The organism is Clostridium sp. AF32-7AC, assembly GCF_003477925.1.
GTDB lineage: Bacteria > Bacillota > Clostridia > Lachnospirales > Lachnospiraceae > Otoolea > Otoolea fessa.
Map to the genome: position 1 here is coordinate 185,096 of NZ_QUEG01000005.1, position 16,457 is coordinate 201,552.

Below are 16,457 nucleotides of genomic sequence, written 5' to 3' on the forward strand. Positions count from 1 at the left end.
GTCTGCTGGCCCATGTTTTCGTACGGTCAGCGCAGTAAATGCGCAGACCTGCTGAACAGTTACCTAATTTCCTCTAATTACTTTTCCGCTTCGGCGTCCACTCCGCCAGAATCGCCGCCGCAAACATCAGCGCACAGCCAATTAGCATCCGCAACGTCAGCTCCTCATGCAGCAGCCAGACAGAGAACAGGAGCCCAAACACCGATTCAAACGACAGTAGAATCGAGGATGTGCTGGCGCTCAGATATTTCTGCCCCACTGTCTGAAGCAGAAAACAGAGCATACTGGATGCGAGTCCCAGATATAGCATCGAAACTGCTACTCCCGGCAGTGTAAATACTTCCGGATGGAATGCTCCTTCCGTGAGAAGCCCCAGCACCCACGAACACGCCGCCGCTGTTCCCATCTGCATGACCGTCAGGCGGATCGGAGTGCAGTATGCCGTGAAGCGATCCAGAAAAATCATATGAACCGCAAAGCAGATGCCGCACACCAGCGTCAGGAAATCACCAAAATTGACCGACAGCTCGCCTTTCAGCGATAAAAGCGCCAATCCCACAACAGCAAATCCCGCTGCGATCAGGTTATTTGCCTTCGGGCGCACATGATTAACCGCCCATGCCAGAAACGGCACGATCACCACATACAACGTCGTAATAAACGCATTTTTACTCGCGGTCGTGTATTTCAGCCCATACGTCTGAAAATAATAACTGATAAATAGAAACAATCCCGCCAGTGCGCCGCATTTAAACTCCTGCATCGACATTCCCCGGATCTGTTTCCAGAAAAGAGCCGCCATCCCAAGCGCCGCGATCGTAAACCGGTACGCCAAAAGGTATGTAGGTGTAATCGCGTCCATCGAATTTTTCATCACAACGAACGCGCTGCCCCAGATAATTGTTACAAATAAAAGGCTGGCAGATGCCAGCACTTTTACTCCCTTGTTGTTTGTCTCACTCATGTCAATCTCTATCCTATGTCAAAATGATCACAAATCAAATACAAATTTAAACCGTCATAAATTTATAACTGGTCGTTGTATCGTATTTCTCGCCCTTTTTCACGACCGGGGATGCAAATCCCGGCATGTTGACTGCGTTCGGGTAATACTGCGTCTCAAAGCAGTATCCCTGGCGTCTCGCATACTTCACACCGCCCTTACCCGGAACCTGTCCGTCCAGGAAATTGCCCGTGTAGAACTGAACTCCCGGCAGATCGGTGTATACCTCCATCTTGCGCCCGCTCTCCTCGTCGATCGCAGCCGCCGCCAGACTGAATACGCCTGACTCATGGTTGAGAATCCAGTTATGATCGTAGCCGCCGCCCAGTTTTAACTGATCGTAATCCGCTTCAATATCACGTCCGATCGGCTTGAAATCTGAGAAATCCATCGGAGTCCCCATTACCTTGCGGATCTCACCGGTCGGGATCAGCACCTTGTCTACCGCCGTGATCGCATCACTGTCAATGTAAACCATCTGCGAAAGCACCGGACCACTCTCATGGCCTGCCAGATTGAAATACGCGTGGTTTGTCATATTAAAAATGGTATCCTGATCGCAGGTTCCCTCGTAATGAATCTTTACTTCATTTTCATCTGTCAGCGTGTAGGTCACACGGATCGAGGCATTTCCCGGATATCCCTGATCGCCATCCGGGCTTTCCAGTGTAAACGAAACCTGATTAACGCCCGTCTCATATTCTGCCGCCCAGATACGGTTCCGGTAAAAATCCATGCCGCTGTGCAGGTTGTTCGGACCATCATTCGCCGTCAATTCGTATTTTTTATCATTTAACGTAAACGCCGCGCCGCCAATCCGGTTTGCATTTCGTCCAACAGCCTCGCCCAGATGTCCATCGCTTACCAGGCAGTCTGCTACTGTTTCATGTCCCAGCAGGACATCCGCCATCTCTCCGTTCCGATCCGGCACCAGCATCGTGGACCAGATTGCACCCAGATCTAAAAAGGATGCAGAAACTCCATTCTGATTCGTCAATGTATAACGGCTGACCTCTCTGCCATCTTCCATTGTTCCAAAGATTGTCTTCTCAATCATGCCAAATCCCCCTTCATTTTTAGAATCCGAAAAATATTTTTCGCATTTTTTATGCTTACTTATGTCAGAATAAATCTATTTAACTTTTCAAGTCGAACGTCCGTGAGACTTGGCGCGTCATTCTGGTCGGCGAAGCTGACATATTCCTATCAGAATCACTGTGCATCCTCGCGGAGCGTTTATCTCAGTCGGAGACAAGGCTTCCACTGAGACAAATTTGCTATTACTCACCACCTGAAGAGGTAGGAGTCTTCTCGACTGAGATAAATAGCTGATTTATTAAGTATACAATACTTTTCCCCTCATGCACACCCATTTTTTCCAAATCCCATTATAAAAATTTAAAGATTCGTTACTGTTCACACATGTGTGCCCAGTAACAGGCTTTTGCCGATGCTTCACATTCCAAATCGGCAAAAGCTGTAGCCAGAACTGTATCTTACGGAATTTTCAGTTCAGAAAATTCCCACCTGTGAACAATTACCAAGATTCCATTTCAGATAAAAAAGAATGTTCCTTGACGCATCACGCGGAGCATTTTTTGTGTCTTAGGACGAAGTTTCCTATGGCACAAACAAAAACTGCCGTTCCGGACAGAGTCAGCCATCGTTTTTTAAACAGCCTCTCCGCCACTGGGCGGCAGTTCTTACTTTTATCAGTTTTAATTTTCTATTTCACGGATTCTCTGAACAGATTTCTTTATTTCGCCTGGATATATCCCTGTGCGGTCAGAAGCTCTGCACACAGTACCGCACCGCCGGCTGCGCCGCGCAGTGTGTTGTGGGAGAGACCTACAAACTTCCAATCGTAAACTTTGTCTTCTCTCAGACGGCCAACAGATACGCCCATGCCCTTCTCATAGTTGACATCCAGCTGTACCTGCGGACGATTATCTTCTTCCAGATACTGGATGAACTGCTTCGGCGCGCTCGGAAGCTCCAGTTCCTGCGGAAGTCCCTTGAAATTAACCAGCTTCTCGATCAGCTGCTCTTTGGTTGGTTTCTTTCTGAACTTTACAAATACGGCTGCTGTATGTCCGTCCAGAACCGGTACACGGATGCACTGGCAGGTGATCACCGGCTCGGATGCTTTCACGATCTCGCCGTCCTTGATCTCGCCCCAGAGACGAAGCGGCTCCTGCTCGCTCTTCTCCTCCTCACCGCCGATGTATGGGATGATGTTGCCTTCCATCTCCGGCCAGTCTTTGAACGTCTTGCCAGCTCCGGAAATTGCCTGATACGTCGTAGCTACTACCTCATATGGCTCAAATTCCTTCCATGCAGTCAGAACCGGTGCATAGCTCTGGATGGAGCAGTTCGGTTTTACCGCTACGAAGCCTCTCTTGGTTCCCAGACGTTTTTTCTGAAACTCAATTACCTTAAAGTGCTCCGGATTGATCTCCGGTACTACCATCGGAACATCCGGTGTCCAGCGGTGTGCGCTGTTGTTGGAAACAACCGGTGTTTCTGTCTTTGCATACGCATCTTCAATCGCACGGATCTCTTCTTTTGTCATATCTACGGCGCTGAACACGAAATCAACTTCGGATGCTACCTTCTCGATCTCGTTTACGTTCATAACGGCCATCTTCTTCACACACTCCGGCATCGGGGTCTGCATTTTCCAGCGTCCGCCGACTGCCTCCTCATATGTTTTTCCTGCAGAACGCGGGCTTGCTGCCAGCGCAGTAATCTCATACCACGGATGATTTGCCAGAAGCGTGATGAAACGCTGACCTACCATACCAGTTGCTCCCAGAATGCCTACACGTAATTTCTTTTCCATGTTCATCGTTTTTCTCCTCTTCTGACAGCGGCTTTTTCAGCTTCTCATGGCAGGATGGAGTTTGGATAGGAAGCTCCTGCTCTGCAACACGTTTTCACTCTGCCGCTGTAATTCTTGTCTATCCTATAACAAAACAAACAAAAAATCAACATTTTTCCGCAAGAAAAATACATTTGTACGTCACTCACGGACATTTGATAAATTTATAACGTCTGTCACGGATTTAACGATGTTTTAACTCAAAATAGGTTCTTCTAAGCTAAGTATTCCGCTGCAGCCTTCTCAATCCCATCCGGGTACTGCGTCCGGTAGCTCTCAAAATCAAGCCCCCTTGCCGCAATCTCTTTTCCAAGTTTGACTAAGAACGACGGAATCTCGCTCTCAAACATCGTGCCAAGCTCACGTCCCATCGTCTCTTTTCCCTGTACCTCATTTCCGCCCAGATAAAATACAAATGCCGGCTGTGCCTTGCCATCTGCCATCCGCACGCCGCCGCGGAATCCCATCGGTCCGGTCTGGTGGGTACCGCAGGAAGACGGACATCCGGAAATATGAATCTGCGGAAGTGCGCCGTCCGGGATCTGTGCCTCCCCGACCGCCTTTACACACGCCTGTAACAGAGCCTGCGAATCGCGTGCACCAACCTGACAGATCGACGCACCGATACAGCTTACCGATGTCTCAAACTTTGTCTGAGCCGTCTCCTTCGTCGCCTCCAGAATCTTCTCTGCTTCTGCTCCGGTCAAATTGATGATATACGCAGTTTCATCCGGTGCCAGGCGAAGCTCTGTGCCGTCAATCGTCTGCATCAGTTCTCCCAGGGCTGCCAGCGTCTCCGGGCGCGGCTGTCCGCCAATCGGATGCCAGATAACCGTATAAAGTCCCGGCTGTTTCTGCTCCAGCACACGTTCTCCCGACGCGCTGCTTCCATCGCCTGTTTTGCTCTGCTTTTCTTTTATTCCTGCCGCTGCCATCACTTCCTCGCGGGAAAGATCCAGCTGCTCCCCGGATGCCAGTACCTCCTGAAGCTTCTCCTGATACGCCTTCCGGTAATTTTCCGCTCCGCCGAGCGCTTCCTGCATATACCGGGTACGCGCTTTTCCGCGGTTTTCGTAATTGCCATATGCCCGGAATGTCAGCCACATCGCCTTAATGTAATAAAGAATCTTCTCCGGCGCAACGCCCTCAGCAACTTTAACGCCAAACTGCGGATTGTTTCCCAGGCCGCCTGCACTGTACACATCAAATGTTCCGTCCGGACAAGCCGCAAATCCCAGATCGCGGTAGGTCGCGTGCGTCACATTCGCCGGTGAATTAGAGAAACAGACCTTGAGCTTGCGCGGCATCTTTTCCGCATTGATAAAGGTCATCAGATATTCGCCCGCCGCCTTCGCCCACGGCATAACGTCGAAATATTCGCCCTCTTCCACGCCGGAAAGCGGAGAACACATCACATTTCGCGGAAAATCCCCGCCGCCGCCCATCGTCACGATCCCGGCATCGAGTGCCTGCTCCATCAATTCACAGACTGATTTCTCATCCAGATTGTGAAACTGCACGCTCTCACAAGTCGTAAAATGTACCATATTTACCTGATATGCACGGATTGCCTTTGCGATAAATGCAAGCTTCTCCTTCGACACACATCCTGCCGTCATACGCAGACGCAGCATGCTCGCCGCGCCGCCTTTCTGTGCATAACTGCCGTAACGTCCTGAAAAGCCCTTATATGAGCCCTTATCCATCTTTCCTGCATAAAAATCCCTCGTTTTTTCACAAAACTCCGGAAGATCTGTTTTCCACTCCTTTGAAGCAATTCCTATCATTTTTCTCTCCTGTTTTCTCTTCAAATGTTACTGGACACGCATACGTGTCCAGTAACGGAATTTGCCGTGGCTTCGCATTTAAATACGGTAAATTCCTGCTGCCACCACGTTTTCTTACGGCACTTTCGGTTCCAAAAGTGCCTAACCATAAACAGTAACCTTCAAATTCTACTTTTACCAGCTTAGCTCTTACACCAGATCCAGCGCCACTTCCATCATATTGGTAAACGTCTTCTCGCGTTCTTCAGCCGTCGTCGCCTCTCCGGTCACTGCCGAATCCGATACGGTCAGGATACAGATCGCATTTGCGCCCGCATAGGCAGCGTTGCTGTAAAGTGCCGCCGACTCCATCTCCACTGCCAGCACGCCCATCTGCGCCCAGGTAGTTCCGGTCGGCTCAAGCGGTGGGTTGTAGAACATATCGGAACACAAAATATTACCGACATGATATTTTAAATTTCTCTTTTTCGCAGACTCAACCGCCTTTTCCAGCAGCTCATAGCTACACACGCAGGAATAATCCCCCGGCAGGCGGAACTGTTTTACATAGTTGGATGTCGTACAGGAGCCCATCGCAAAAATAAGCTCGCGCACCTTTACCTCCGGACGCAGCGCACCGGCAGTTCCGATCCGGATCAGATTCCTGCATCCATAAAAATGAATCAGCTCATACGAATAAATTCCCATCGACGGACAGCCCATGCCGGTTCCCATGACAGACACGCGTTTGCCCTGATAATAGCCGGTATAACCGTACATATTTCTCGTTGTATTGAACTGTTTTGCATCCGTCAGAAAATGTTCTGCGATATACTTTGCCCGCAGCGGATCGCCCGGAAGCAGAATCGTCTCCGCAATCTCGCCCTGCTTTGCCCCGATATGAGGGGTCGGTGTGTTCTGAAGTTCAGCCATATGAAATACCTCCTTTTTTCGTAAATGTACTCTCGGAATCTTTCTGTTTGATTCTAGCTTCTCGCCCGGCTTCCCTTGCCATCGCGGTGCCCTATTTTCAAACGGCTCAAATGAACCGGTTTTTCTTTATACATAACGATCGGATCGTCCTCAGTGCCGTCCAGCAGATGGATTGTCTCCAGCGACTCGGTACGCCCCAGCTTGATGCCGCGCACACCTTTCGCATTCTTCTTCATCTCCGATATCTCCTCGATCGGGAATCGCAGGAAGATACCGCTGGTCGTCTGGATGACCGCCTCTTTCATGCCGTCCGCCGGCTGTACCGAGAGAAGCATATCATTCTCCTGCAGCTTGGTCGCCGCCACTGTTCGGTTATTTGTCTCAAATTCCCCGCCGGGCACGATCTTAATCATCGCATCCTTCGTTGCAAATAATAGCTTCTGTCCCTTTAACTGCGCCGCATTCACCACACAGACCGGACGTTCTTTGGTGGCATCAAATTTACTCAGGTTATCGATCGGCACCCCCTTATCGCGCAGCTTTCCAAAGGGAATCTCAGTCACCTTCACCTGATGGAATGCACCCAGATCTGTAAACAATCCTATCTTATCCGTCGTATGGCACGGCAGTACATACACATTCTCCGTGTCCACTGTCTCCCGGTTCCGCTCGTAGATCGACGGTTCCAGAATCTTGCAATAACCAAACTTGTCCAGCACGAACACGCCCGGTCTGGCGCTCTCCGCCGCCTCGTCATACACTGCCTCGCGTCCATCCTCGATTTTCGTCCGGCGTTCCACTGCAAACTCTTCCTTGATTGACTGCAGATCTTCTTTAATCACCTCGTCCATCGCCTCACGGCTGCCGAGAATCTTCTGGTATTCTTTGATCTTGCGAAGTGTCTCTTTGTACTCCTTCTGCAATGCCAAGATCTCCAGGCCGATCAGTTTATAGAGACGCATTTCCAGAATCGCAGATGCCTGTTTCTCCGTAAAATGAAGCTTCTTGGCATCTTCCTCAAATCCCGGTGTGCGGAACTGGATTTTGGAAATATCGCCCTCCATCAGGCAGGCTTTCGCATCTTTCAGATTCTTCGAACCACGCAGGATCGCGATAATCAGATCGATGCAGTCGCAGGCTGTGATCAGACCTTCCTTGATCTCCTTCTTCTCCTGCTCCTTTTCCAGAAGCACCTGATACTTGCGGGTATTATTTTCATACTGGAAATCCAGATAATTCTTTAAGATTCCCTTTAAATTCAGCGTCTCCGGACGTCCATTCGCGATCGCCAGCATATTGACACCGAACGTATCCTCCAGTTTTGTCTTTTTATACAAAATATTCTGGATTTTCTCAATATCCGCGTCTTTCTTGAGTTCCAGAACAATCCGGATTCCTTCTTTATTCGATTGGTTGGAAATATCCACCACATCGGCAAGTTTCTTGGACTCAACCAGATCTGCGATATCCGACAGACATTTATTGATGCCAGCGCCGATCATCGTGTACGGAATCTCCGTGATCACCAGCTTGTCCCGGTCAGAACGGCGTTTTCCAAGCTCCACCTCCATCCGGGCACGCAGTTTGATGCGCCCCGTTCCTGTCTCATAGATCGCCGGAAGTTCACTCTTATTCGCAATGATGCCGCCGGTCGGGAAATCCGGTCCCTTTAAGACGCTCAGAAGCGCTTCCGTCTCCATCTCCGGCTGATCGATATACGCCATCACCGTATCGATGACCTCGCCCAGATTGTGCGGCGGAATGCTGGTGCTCATGCCGACCGCAATTCCTTCGGCACCGTTGATCAGCAGATTCGGCACGCGGACCGGCAGAACCTCCGGCTCTTTCTCCGTCTCATCGTAGTTCGGCACAAACCGGACGGTCTTGTCCAGATCCTTTAAATACACTTCCTCCGCAAACTTCTGGAGACGCGCCTCCGTGTAACGCATCGCCGCCGCCCCGTCGCCCTCGATGGAACCAAAGTTTCCATGTCCGTCTACCAGCGGCATTCCCTTCTTAAAGCTCTGGGAAAGCACGACCAGCGTCTCATAGATCGAACTGTCGCCGTGCGGGTGGTATTTACCCATCGTATCACCGACGATACGCGCCGATTTCCGGTGCGGCTTGTCGTGCCCCAGATGCAGCTCCCCCATATCGTAAAGGACGCGGCGCTGTACCGGTTTCAAACCATCCCTCGCATCCGGGATGGCGCGGGCCGTGATGACACTCATCGAGTAGTTCATATAGCTGCGCTGCATTTCCTCTGAATATTCTGTCGTAATGATCGTTTCAGCCATTCTATTTTCTATCTCCTAAATTCCTGTCATATACTTTCATAATCGTAACTGTTCAGTGCCTTCACAGTTACTCATAATCTTTCTATTAAGCATCTATCTCCGCCTCATCCGCGTGATCGTAGATAAACTGCCGTCTCGGCGGCACGTCGCTTCCCATCAGCATCTCCGTGATCTCCGACGCCATCCGGGCATCCTCGATCTCCACACGCTTGAGCACACGGTTCTCCGGGTTTAACGTCGTCTCCCAGAGCTGTTCCGCATCCATCTCGCCCAGACCTTTGTAGCGCTGCAGGGTAAATTCCCCTGTGTGGGTTCTGCGGTAGCGCTCCAATGCTTTCTCATCGTATAGATACTCTTCTTTTCCCTTTTTCGGAATCACCTTAAATAACGGCGGCATCGCAATATATACGTGCCCGTTCTGAATCAATTCCGGCATAAAACGGTATAAGAAAGTCAGAAGCAGCGTATCAATATGGCTTCCGTCCACATCGGCATCCGTCATCAGGACGATCTTGTGGTAACGCAGCTTCGCAATATCGAAATCATTGCCATATCCTTCCGAAAAGCCGCAGCCGAACGCATTGATCATCGTCTTGATCTCGGCATTCGCCAACACCTTGTCCATCGAAGCTTTCTCCACATTTAAAATCTTGCCCCGGATCGGCAGGATCGCCTGATAGCGGCGGTTTCGTCCCATCTTGGCTGAACCGCCCGCGGAATCTCCCTCGACAATGAAAATCTCACACTTCTCCGCCTCGCGGCTCTCACAGTTTGCCAGCTTTCCGTTGCTGTCAAAGGAAAAACGGGATTTCGTCAGCATATTGGTCTTGGCGCGTTCCTCTGCCTTCCGGATCTTTGCAGATTTCTCCGCACAGGCGATGATCGCCTTCAACACCTCTAAATTCCGATCAAAATAAAGCTGCAGCTCGTCCCCTGTCACGCTGAACACCGCTTTTGTCGCATCGGCACTCGCCAGCTTTGTCTTAGTCTGCCCCTCAAAGATCGGATCCGGATGCTTGACCGCCACAACCGCTGTCATGCCGTTTCTCGTATCCGGTCCTGTAAATTTTGTATCTTTTTCCTTCAGGATTCCCAGCTCTTTCGCATAGCTGTTGATCATCTGGGTAAAACGCGTCTTAAAGCCCGCCAGATGCGTGCCGCCCTCCTGTGTGAAAATATTGTTGCAGAAGCCGAGTACATTTTCCTCAAATGCATCGACAAACTGGAACGCCACTTCAACCTCGATCTGGTCGCTGACGCCCTTAAAATAAATCGGATCATGAATCGGCGTCTTCGTGCTGTTCAGCTCGCGCACATACGCCACGATGCCGTCCGGCTCCGAATAAGTCACCTTTTCAGCCTCGCCTGCCCGCTTATTCTCATAAAGAATCGTCAGCTTCGGGTTCAGATATGCCGTCTCATGCAGGCGGCTCTTGAGCCAGTCCGCCTTGAACCGCGTTTTCTCAAAAATCTCCGGATCCGGCAGGAAATTGATCTCCGTTCCGGTCTCTCTTGTCTTTCCAACCACCGGCAGAAGACCATCGATCAGTTCAACCGTCGGGATGCCGCGCTCATACGCATCGTGATGGATCTGTCCATTTTTATATACATTGACCTCCAGATGCGCTGAGAGGGCATTGACAACCGATGAACCGACACCGTGCAGACCGCCGCTCGTCTTGTACGCATTGTTGTCAAACTTGCCGCCCGCGTGCAAGGTCGAGAGCACAATCCGCTCCGCTGCCATACCCTTTTTATGCATCTCCACCGGAATACCGCGTCCATTGTCCCGGACGGTGCAGGAGCCGTCCGCCTCCAGTGTCACGCGGATCTGGGAACAGGCACCCGCCAGGTGCTCATCGACCGAGTTGTCCACGATCTCATAGATCAGGTGATTCAGTCCCTTCGTTCCCACACTTCCTATATACATACCAGGACGCTTACGGACAGCCTCCAGCCCCTCCAGGACCGTTATGCTGTCCGCATCATACTGTGTTTTACCCATAGATTCATTCCTCCTGTGCCCGACCTGGGAATAATATTGGCTGCCATTTACACGTGTGATGCAAACGGCAGCTTTTATTTCACAGGTCAAGCTGATTTCTTCCACTTATAATACGTATTTATTTTATGACTTTGAAATCATGCAAATAGAACATTCTAACTCTCTGGCATCACACCCGCCAGCCATTGTTTTATAGACTTTTCATTAGCGAAAAAGTAGTAAACCGTTCTCATTTACTATAAAATATTAGTAACTGTTCAGTACCTTCACAGTCACACGCAAAAAACCATTAAAGATTGCCTGCGGCAATGGGATTTTTGCCTGCTGGTCCATGTTTTCGTACGGTCAGCGCAGTAAATGCGCGGACCTACTGAACAGCTACAAATATTATTACATAAATTCAAAAATTTTGCAACGCATTTTTCAGAACAAATGTTCGCTTTTTTCAGACAACCGGATTCCATGCCAGCACTGCCTGCTTTCTTTTATCCCAGCGCCACATCCAGAATCATCATCAACACAAATCCAACCGCAAATCCGATCGTTCCCATATCGGAATGACTGCCCTGCGCCGACTCTGGAATCAGTTCCTCCACAACCACGTAAATCATCGCCCCTGCTGCAAGCGCCAGGAGAATCGGCAGAACCGGTTCCAGATAGCGGTACGCGGCGATCGTCGCAAGCGCCCCGATCGGCTCGACGATACCGGAGAGTGTTCCCATCGCAAATGCCTTTTTCCGACTCATCCCTGACTCACTCCGAAGCGGCAGGGAAATGATCGCTCCCTCCGGGAAGTTCTGAATCGCGATTCCAAGCGAAAGCGCCAGCGCCGCTGCAAGCGTGATACCGCTCTTTTCTGCTAAGAATCCGGCAAATACCACTCCGACCGCCATGCCCTCCGGGATATTGTGAAGTGTGACCGCCAGAACCAGCATCGTCGTCTTCTTGAGCCCGCACACATGCCCCTCCGGCTCATCACTTCCCAGATGCAGATGCGGGATCACACGATCCAGCAAAAGCAGCATCAGAATACCCACCATAAAACCAATGGATGCCGGCAGAAATGCCAGATGCCCCATCGCTTCGCACATATTCATCGACGGAATTAAAAGTGACCAGACCGACGCCGCCACCATCACCCCCGATGCGAATCCCAGAAGCGTTTTCTGGATGATCGGCTTTAACTCATTTTTCAAAAAAAAGACGCAGGCTGCTCCCGCCGTCGTACCGACAAACGGAATCAAAACCCCAAGAAGCGTATTTTGATCCATATTCATTCCTTTCTTTTTCTTTTTAAACATCTGAACGGTTCTTTTCCCGGAACCTCGTTTTTTTTCTTCTATTTCTCTTTGATGTACCGGGTCGTTCAAAGAAGTCATCTCAAGTTCCTCTGATTGAATATTCCTATTGTAGCATATGCGCCTTTCTTTTGCACGGTTCCTTTTTATCATTAAGCGGTTTCATCCGCCAATCCCGGCTCAAATCCGATTCAAACAACCCTCTGTTTATACATCGGCATTCTTTCATATGTTTCTCGTTTGCAAACGTCTTTCCGCAAACAAAAAAAGAGAACCAAAAATCAGGATGTCCCTAATTTCCAGTTCTCTTTTCATTCTTTGAATACAATGATTTATCACTTTTTAATTTATTTCTGCTCAGAATTCTGTTTAATAAACTCATGAACATCGTTTACGCTTAAATTGCTCTCTTCGATCGCATCCAGTAATTCGCTTAATTCAGCTTTACGAATCTCAGCCGCTAATTCCTTTTTCTCTGCTTTCAGAGCTTTAACGGTTTCTTCTAATTTAGCCAGCTTCTCTTCTACCGCTGCCAGCTTCTCTTTGTTTACTTCTAATGCAGAACGTTTCGGTCCTCTCGGCATAATACATACCCCTTTCGTTTTCTTTGAGAATAGCACAAATCTCTTATTTGTGCAATATCGATTCGTTTAAAAACCAAGTTTTTCATCAATCCGAGTAATCTCCATTTCAATAAAACGCATTTTTTGATAATATACTTCCTTTTTGAATCTCTTTTGAATGACTTTCTCTCTGGACAAATTTCTTTTTCCTTATTATAATATCAGATTGTATCCAAACGCAAGAAAAAAGGAGTTTGTATGAGTGCTTCCAATACACAGAACGATTTTTCCAAAGGAAGTATCGTTAAAAATATCATGAATCTCGCGATCCCGATGACGTTGGCGCAGCTTATCAATGTCCTGTACAACATCGTTGACCGCATCTACATCGGACGCATACCCGATCATGCCACCCTGTCTTTGACCGGCATCGGGCTTTCGCTGCCGATCATCACGCTCGTCATCGCATTTGCCAACCTGTTTGGCATGGGCGGCGCGCCGCTCTGCTCAATTGAGCGCGGACGCGGGGATATCAAAGAAGCCGAGGCGATCATGGGAAATTCCTTCTCCATGATGGTTATTTCCGGTATGCTTCTGACCGTACTCTGCCTGATATTCCGCAAACCAATGCTGTATCTGTTCGGAGCCAGCGACGCTACTTATCCATATGCGGACGCCTACATTACAATCTATCTGCTCGGCAGCCTGTTCGTGATGGTCGGACTCGGCATGAACTCGTTCATCAATTCACAGGGATTCGGGCGCATCGGCATGATGACCGTCCTTTTGGGCGCTGCCGCCAATATCCTGCTCGACCCGATTTTTATCTTTATGCTTCACATGGGAATCCGCGGCGCGGCGCTCGCCACCATCCTGTCGCAGCTTCTCTCTGCCATCTGGATTCTGCGGTTTTTAACCAGTGACAAAACAATTCTGAAACTGAGACGTTCTTCGATGCGCCTTTCCGCACGGAGGGTCCGGAAAATCGTCGGACTCGGTCTGTCCGGTTTCACGATGGCGATCACCAACTGCACCGTCCAGATCATGTGCAACGCAACCTTACAGGTATACGGCGGCGATCTCTACGTCGGTGTTATGACCGTTATCAACTCCATCCGTGAAATTGCAACTCTTCCGGTAACCGGCGTTACCCACAGCGCTCAGCCGGTGCTCGGTTTCAATTATGGGGCAAAAGAATACGGCCGCGTTAAAAAGGCAATCGTCTTTACCTCTTTTATTGCAATTTTATATACGACCGGTATCTGGCTGATCGTCGATGGTTTCCCAGCATTCTTTATCCGCATTTTTAATCAGGATGCAGAACTCATTGCGGCAGGTATTCCGGCGATCCGCTTATACTTTTTCGGATTCTTTATGATGTCGCTCCAATTCTCCGGACAGTCGATTTTCGTCGGTCTGGGAGAATCAAAAAAAGCGATCTTTTTCTCTATTTTCCGAAAAGTAATCATCGTCGTTCCGCTGACAATCCTGCTACCAGGTATGTTCGGAATGGGCACCAACGGCGTATTCGCCGCCGAACCAATTTCCAACTTTATCGGCGGAATTGCCTGCTTTGGAACGATGCTTTTTACCATCTGGCGGAAATTGACGAAACTGCAGAAACAGGAAGCAGTTTAAAATATATCGCACAAGCCTGTAAATAAAAAGCAGCTGTAAAACAGATATTTCTTTGAATTTCTTTATCTGTTTTATAGCTGCCTTTTTATTTATACTTTTTTGCGGCGGTTCTGCGTCCTTATTATATTATCACGACTTCTTTTTATCTATTTCCTTTTTCATCGAATATCCGCTTAATTATTCCGTTGTCTCATACGCATACAGAATCGTCCGAGCATTGTCAAATTCATAGCTGCACGTTACAAAAGAATAGAGACGTACAATTGTCCCCCTCGATCGGGGCTTTTGCACTCGCGCCCAATATCATCTGTGCAGATCCTCCTCCGGTGTGCTGATCGGTGCAATGTTATAATTTTCCACCAGATACTGCAGCACATTCGGAGAGATAAATGCCGGAAGGGACGGTCCGAGGAGAATATTTTTGATCCCCAGATGAAGCAGTGTCAGCAGGATACACACTGCTTTCTGCTCATACCAGGAGAGCACCATGGAAAGCGGCAGATCGTTGACACCGCAGTCAAATGCTTCTGCCAGTGCCACCGCAACCTTGATGGCGCTGTAAGCGTCGTTGCACTGTCCCATATCCATTATTCTCGGAAGACCGCCAATCGTACCCAGATCCAGATCATTGAACCGGTATTTGCCGCAGGCAAGGGTCAGAACAATGCTGTCTGCCGGTGTCTGCTTTACAAATTCGGTATAATAATTGCGTCCCGGCTTGGCACCGTCACATCCGCCGACCAGAAAGAAATGTTTGATGGCTCCCGATTTAACGGCATCGATGACCGTATCCGCCACTGAAAGAACCGCATGGTGGGAAAATCCAGTCATGACTGTTTTGCCGCCGTTTATGCCTGTAAAATGCATATCCTCAGGATAACCACCCAGTGAAAGTGCCTTTTCAATAACCGGCGTAAAATCTCTCTCTTTGCCGATGTGTACCATTTCCGGATAAGATACGACTTCCGTCGTAAACACCCGGTCGGCATAGCTCTTTTTCGGAGGCATCAGGCAGTTCGTCGTAAAGAGAGCCGGAGCCGGAATATCTGCAAATTCCTTCTGCTGGTTCTGCCATGCCGTGCCGAAATTGCCCTTCAGGTGAGGATACTTTTTCAGTTCCGGATAAGCGTGCGCCGGAAGCATTTCACCGTGAGTGTAGATGTTGATGCCCTTATCTTTCGTCTGCTCAAGGAGCTGTTTTAAATCGTATAAATCATGGCCGCTGATAACGATAAACGGGCCTTTCTCCACGGTCAGAGACACCTGCGTCGGAACAGGATTTCCATAAGTTTCGGTGTTGGCTCGATCCAGAAGCGCCATGCACTTGAGGTTGATTTCACCCACTTCCAGGACAATCGGAAGCAGCTCGTCCATGCCCCAGTCATCCATGCCAATCGCAAAGAGCGCCTTAAAAAAGAAGCGATTGATCGTGTCATCGGTATATCCCAGAACGGCCGCGTGGTAAGCATACGCCGCAACGCCGCGGATTCCGAACAAAATCAGCGATTTCAGAGAACGGACATCCTCGTCTGCCTCCCAGAGATTATTCATATCATAATTGTTATTTTTGCCGCAGGAGACCGTGCACACGAAACAATCAGGCACCAGGCGTTCTCTCTCTTTTTCAACCCGCCGGATCAATTCAGTGATGGTGTCATTGTTAAAATTCACATTTGTTACCGTGGTAAACAATCCTTCCAATACAAGCCTGCTGGTATCCCCGGTAATCAGGTATTCATTGCCTTCCGTCGCTCTTGCAAGGCCAATCAGCGCACCCGTCAGCTTATCCTGCAGCCTGGCGGTGTCCGCTCTCTTGCCGCACACACCGGCATTGCCGGTACAGGCCGTACAGCCTGCCGTCTGCTCACACTGGTAACAAAACATTTTCCGCTCCATACTTTATAACTCCTTTTCGTTGTTCTGCAATCAACTGCCATTATTTCTAACCTGCGGCACCCTCACGTTCAAGAACACATTCGCGCACTTCCAGGCTGCCGGCTTTTTGTCTTTCTCAGCTTTACAAGCGTATTATAAAAAAATACCGGCAGAAATTCAGTTGTTTTTACAACGAAA

Annotated in this window: 11 protein-coding genes; 1 reads left to right on the plus strand and 10 read right to left on the minus strand. The window is 49.3% G+C overall.

Going from position 1 to position 16,457, the window contains the following annotated elements:
* Positions 1 to 73: 73 nt before the first annotated feature.
* The 9 genes from DWZ45_RS09350 to DWZ45_RS09390 all read right to left on the minus strand — a co-directional run bounded on the left by DWZ45_RS09350 (position 74) and on the right by DWZ45_RS09390 (position 12,767).
* On the minus strand, positions 74 to 964 hold the full coding sequence (locus tag DWZ45_RS09350; protein WP_118468740.1) for a DMT family transporter: 891 nt from the start codon (positions 962 to 964) through the stop codon (positions 74 to 76).
* 46 nt (positions 965 to 1,010) lie between these two features.
* The gene (locus tag DWZ45_RS09355) at positions 1,011 to 2,060 is read right to left on the minus strand and encodes an aldose epimerase family protein (protein ID WP_118468742.1); all 1,050 of its coding nucleotides are present in this window, start codon (positions 2,058 to 2,060) and stop codon (positions 1,011 to 1,013) included.
* Positions 2,061 to 2,759: 699 nt separating this feature from the next.
* Positions 2,760 to 3,845, minus strand: coding sequence for an aspartate-semialdehyde dehydrogenase (gene asd / locus DWZ45_RS09360; RefSeq protein WP_118468829.1), 1,086 nt, complete (start codon positions 3,843 to 3,845; stop codon positions 2,760 to 2,762).
* 254 nt (positions 3,846 to 4,099) lie between these two features.
* Positions 4,100 to 5,671 carry a nitrite/sulfite reductase gene (locus tag DWZ45_RS09365; RefSeq protein WP_118468744.1) on the minus strand — a complete coding sequence of 524 codons (1,572 nt, stop codon included), beginning with the start codon at positions 5,669 to 5,671 and terminating at the stop codon, positions 4,100 to 4,102.
* A 189-nt stretch (positions 5,672 to 5,860) separates the two neighbouring features.
* Complete coding sequence (deoD, locus tag DWZ45_RS09370; RefSeq protein WP_118468746.1) at positions 5,861 to 6,583, minus strand: purine-nucleoside phosphorylase; 723 nt, start codon at positions 6,581 to 6,583, stop codon at positions 5,861 to 5,863.
* A gap of 53 nt (positions 6,584 to 6,636) precedes the next feature.
* The gene (locus DWZ45_RS09375) at positions 6,637 to 8,880 is read right to left on the minus strand and encodes a DNA topoisomerase (ATP-hydrolyzing) (RefSeq protein ID WP_118468748.1); all 2,244 of its coding nucleotides are present in this window, start codon (positions 8,878 to 8,880) and stop codon (positions 6,637 to 6,639) included.
* An 85-nt stretch (positions 8,881 to 8,965) separates the two neighbouring features.
* On the minus strand, positions 8,966 to 10,885 hold the full coding sequence (locus tag DWZ45_RS09380) for a DNA gyrase subunit B (protein ID WP_118468750.1): 1,920 nt from the start codon (positions 10,883 to 10,885) through the stop codon (positions 8,966 to 8,968).
* A gap of 485 nt (positions 10,886 to 11,370) precedes the next feature.
* Positions 11,371 to 12,156, minus strand: coding sequence for a ZIP family metal transporter (locus tag DWZ45_RS09385; RefSeq protein WP_118468831.1), 786 nt, complete (start codon positions 12,154 to 12,156; stop codon positions 11,371 to 11,373).
* 374 nt (positions 12,157 to 12,530) lie between these two features.
* Positions 12,531 to 12,767 (minus strand): hypothetical protein, encoded by a 237-nt coding sequence (locus DWZ45_RS09390; protein ID WP_022360338.1) that lies wholly within the window; start codon positions 12,765 to 12,767, stop codon positions 12,531 to 12,533.
* Positions 12,768 to 13,004: 237 nt separating this feature from the next.
* Between DWZ45_RS09390 and DWZ45_RS09395 the strand changes: the two genes are divergently transcribed.
* Positions 13,005 to 14,384, plus strand: a complete 1,380-nt coding sequence (locus tag DWZ45_RS09395; RefSeq protein WP_118468752.1) for an MATE family efflux transporter — start codon at positions 13,005 to 13,007, stop codon at positions 14,382 to 14,384.
* A 303-nt stretch (positions 14,385 to 14,687) separates the two neighbouring features.
* Here the strand turns inward: DWZ45_RS09395 and hcp are convergent, their stop codons facing one another.
* Positions 14,688 to 16,280: a hydroxylamine reductase gene (hcp, locus tag DWZ45_RS09400; RefSeq protein WP_182426653.1), complete on the minus strand. Its 1,593-nt coding sequence runs from the start codon at positions 16,278 to 16,280 to the stop codon at positions 14,688 to 14,690.
* Positions 16,281 to 16,457: the final 177 nt, after the last annotated feature.

What these genes read in the sequence shown, in the direction of transcription:
- DWZ45_RS09380 (WP_118468750.1), bottom strand. Translation starts at nt 10,885, where the DNA reads ATGGGTAAAACACAGTATGATGCGGACAGCATAACGGTCCTGGAGGGG.
- DWZ45_RS09350 (WP_118468740.1), bottom strand. Translation starts at nt 964, where the DNA reads ATGAGTGAGACAAACAACAAGGGAGTAAAAGTGCTGGCATCTGCCAGC.
- deoD (WP_118468746.1), bottom strand. Translation starts at nt 6,583, where the DNA reads ATGGCTGAACTTCAGAACACACCGACCCCTCATATCGGGGCAAAGCAG.
- hcp (WP_182426653.1), bottom strand. Translation starts at nt 16,280, where the DNA reads ATGGAGCGGAAAATGTTTTGTTACCAGTGTGAGCAGACGGCAGGCTGT.
- DWZ45_RS09385 (WP_118468831.1), bottom strand. Translation starts at nt 12,156, where the DNA reads ATGGATCAAAATACGCTTCTTGGGGTTTTGATTCCGTTTGTCGGTACG.
- DWZ45_RS09390 (WP_022360338.1), bottom strand. Translation starts at nt 12,767, where the DNA reads ATGCCGAGAGGACCGAAACGTTCTGCATTAGAAGTAAACAAAGAGAAG.
- DWZ45_RS09355 (WP_118468742.1), bottom strand. Translation starts at nt 2,060, where the DNA reads ATGATTGAGAAGACAATCTTTGGAACAATGGAAGATGGCAGAGAGGTC.
- DWZ45_RS09395 (WP_118468752.1), top strand. Translation starts at nt 13,005, where the DNA reads ATGAGTGCTTCCAATACACAGAACGATTTTTCCAAAGGAAGTATCGTT.
- DWZ45_RS09375 (WP_118468748.1), bottom strand. Translation starts at nt 8,880, where the DNA reads ATGGCTGAAACGATCATTACGACAGAATATTCAGAGGAAATGCAGCGC.
- asd (WP_118468829.1), bottom strand. Translation starts at nt 3,845, where the DNA reads ATGGAAAAGAAATTACGTGTAGGCATTCTGGGAGCAACTGGTATGGTA.
- DWZ45_RS09365 (WP_118468744.1), bottom strand. Translation starts at nt 5,671, where the DNA reads ATGATAGGAATTGCTTCAAAGGAGTGGAAAACAGATCTTCCGGAGTTT.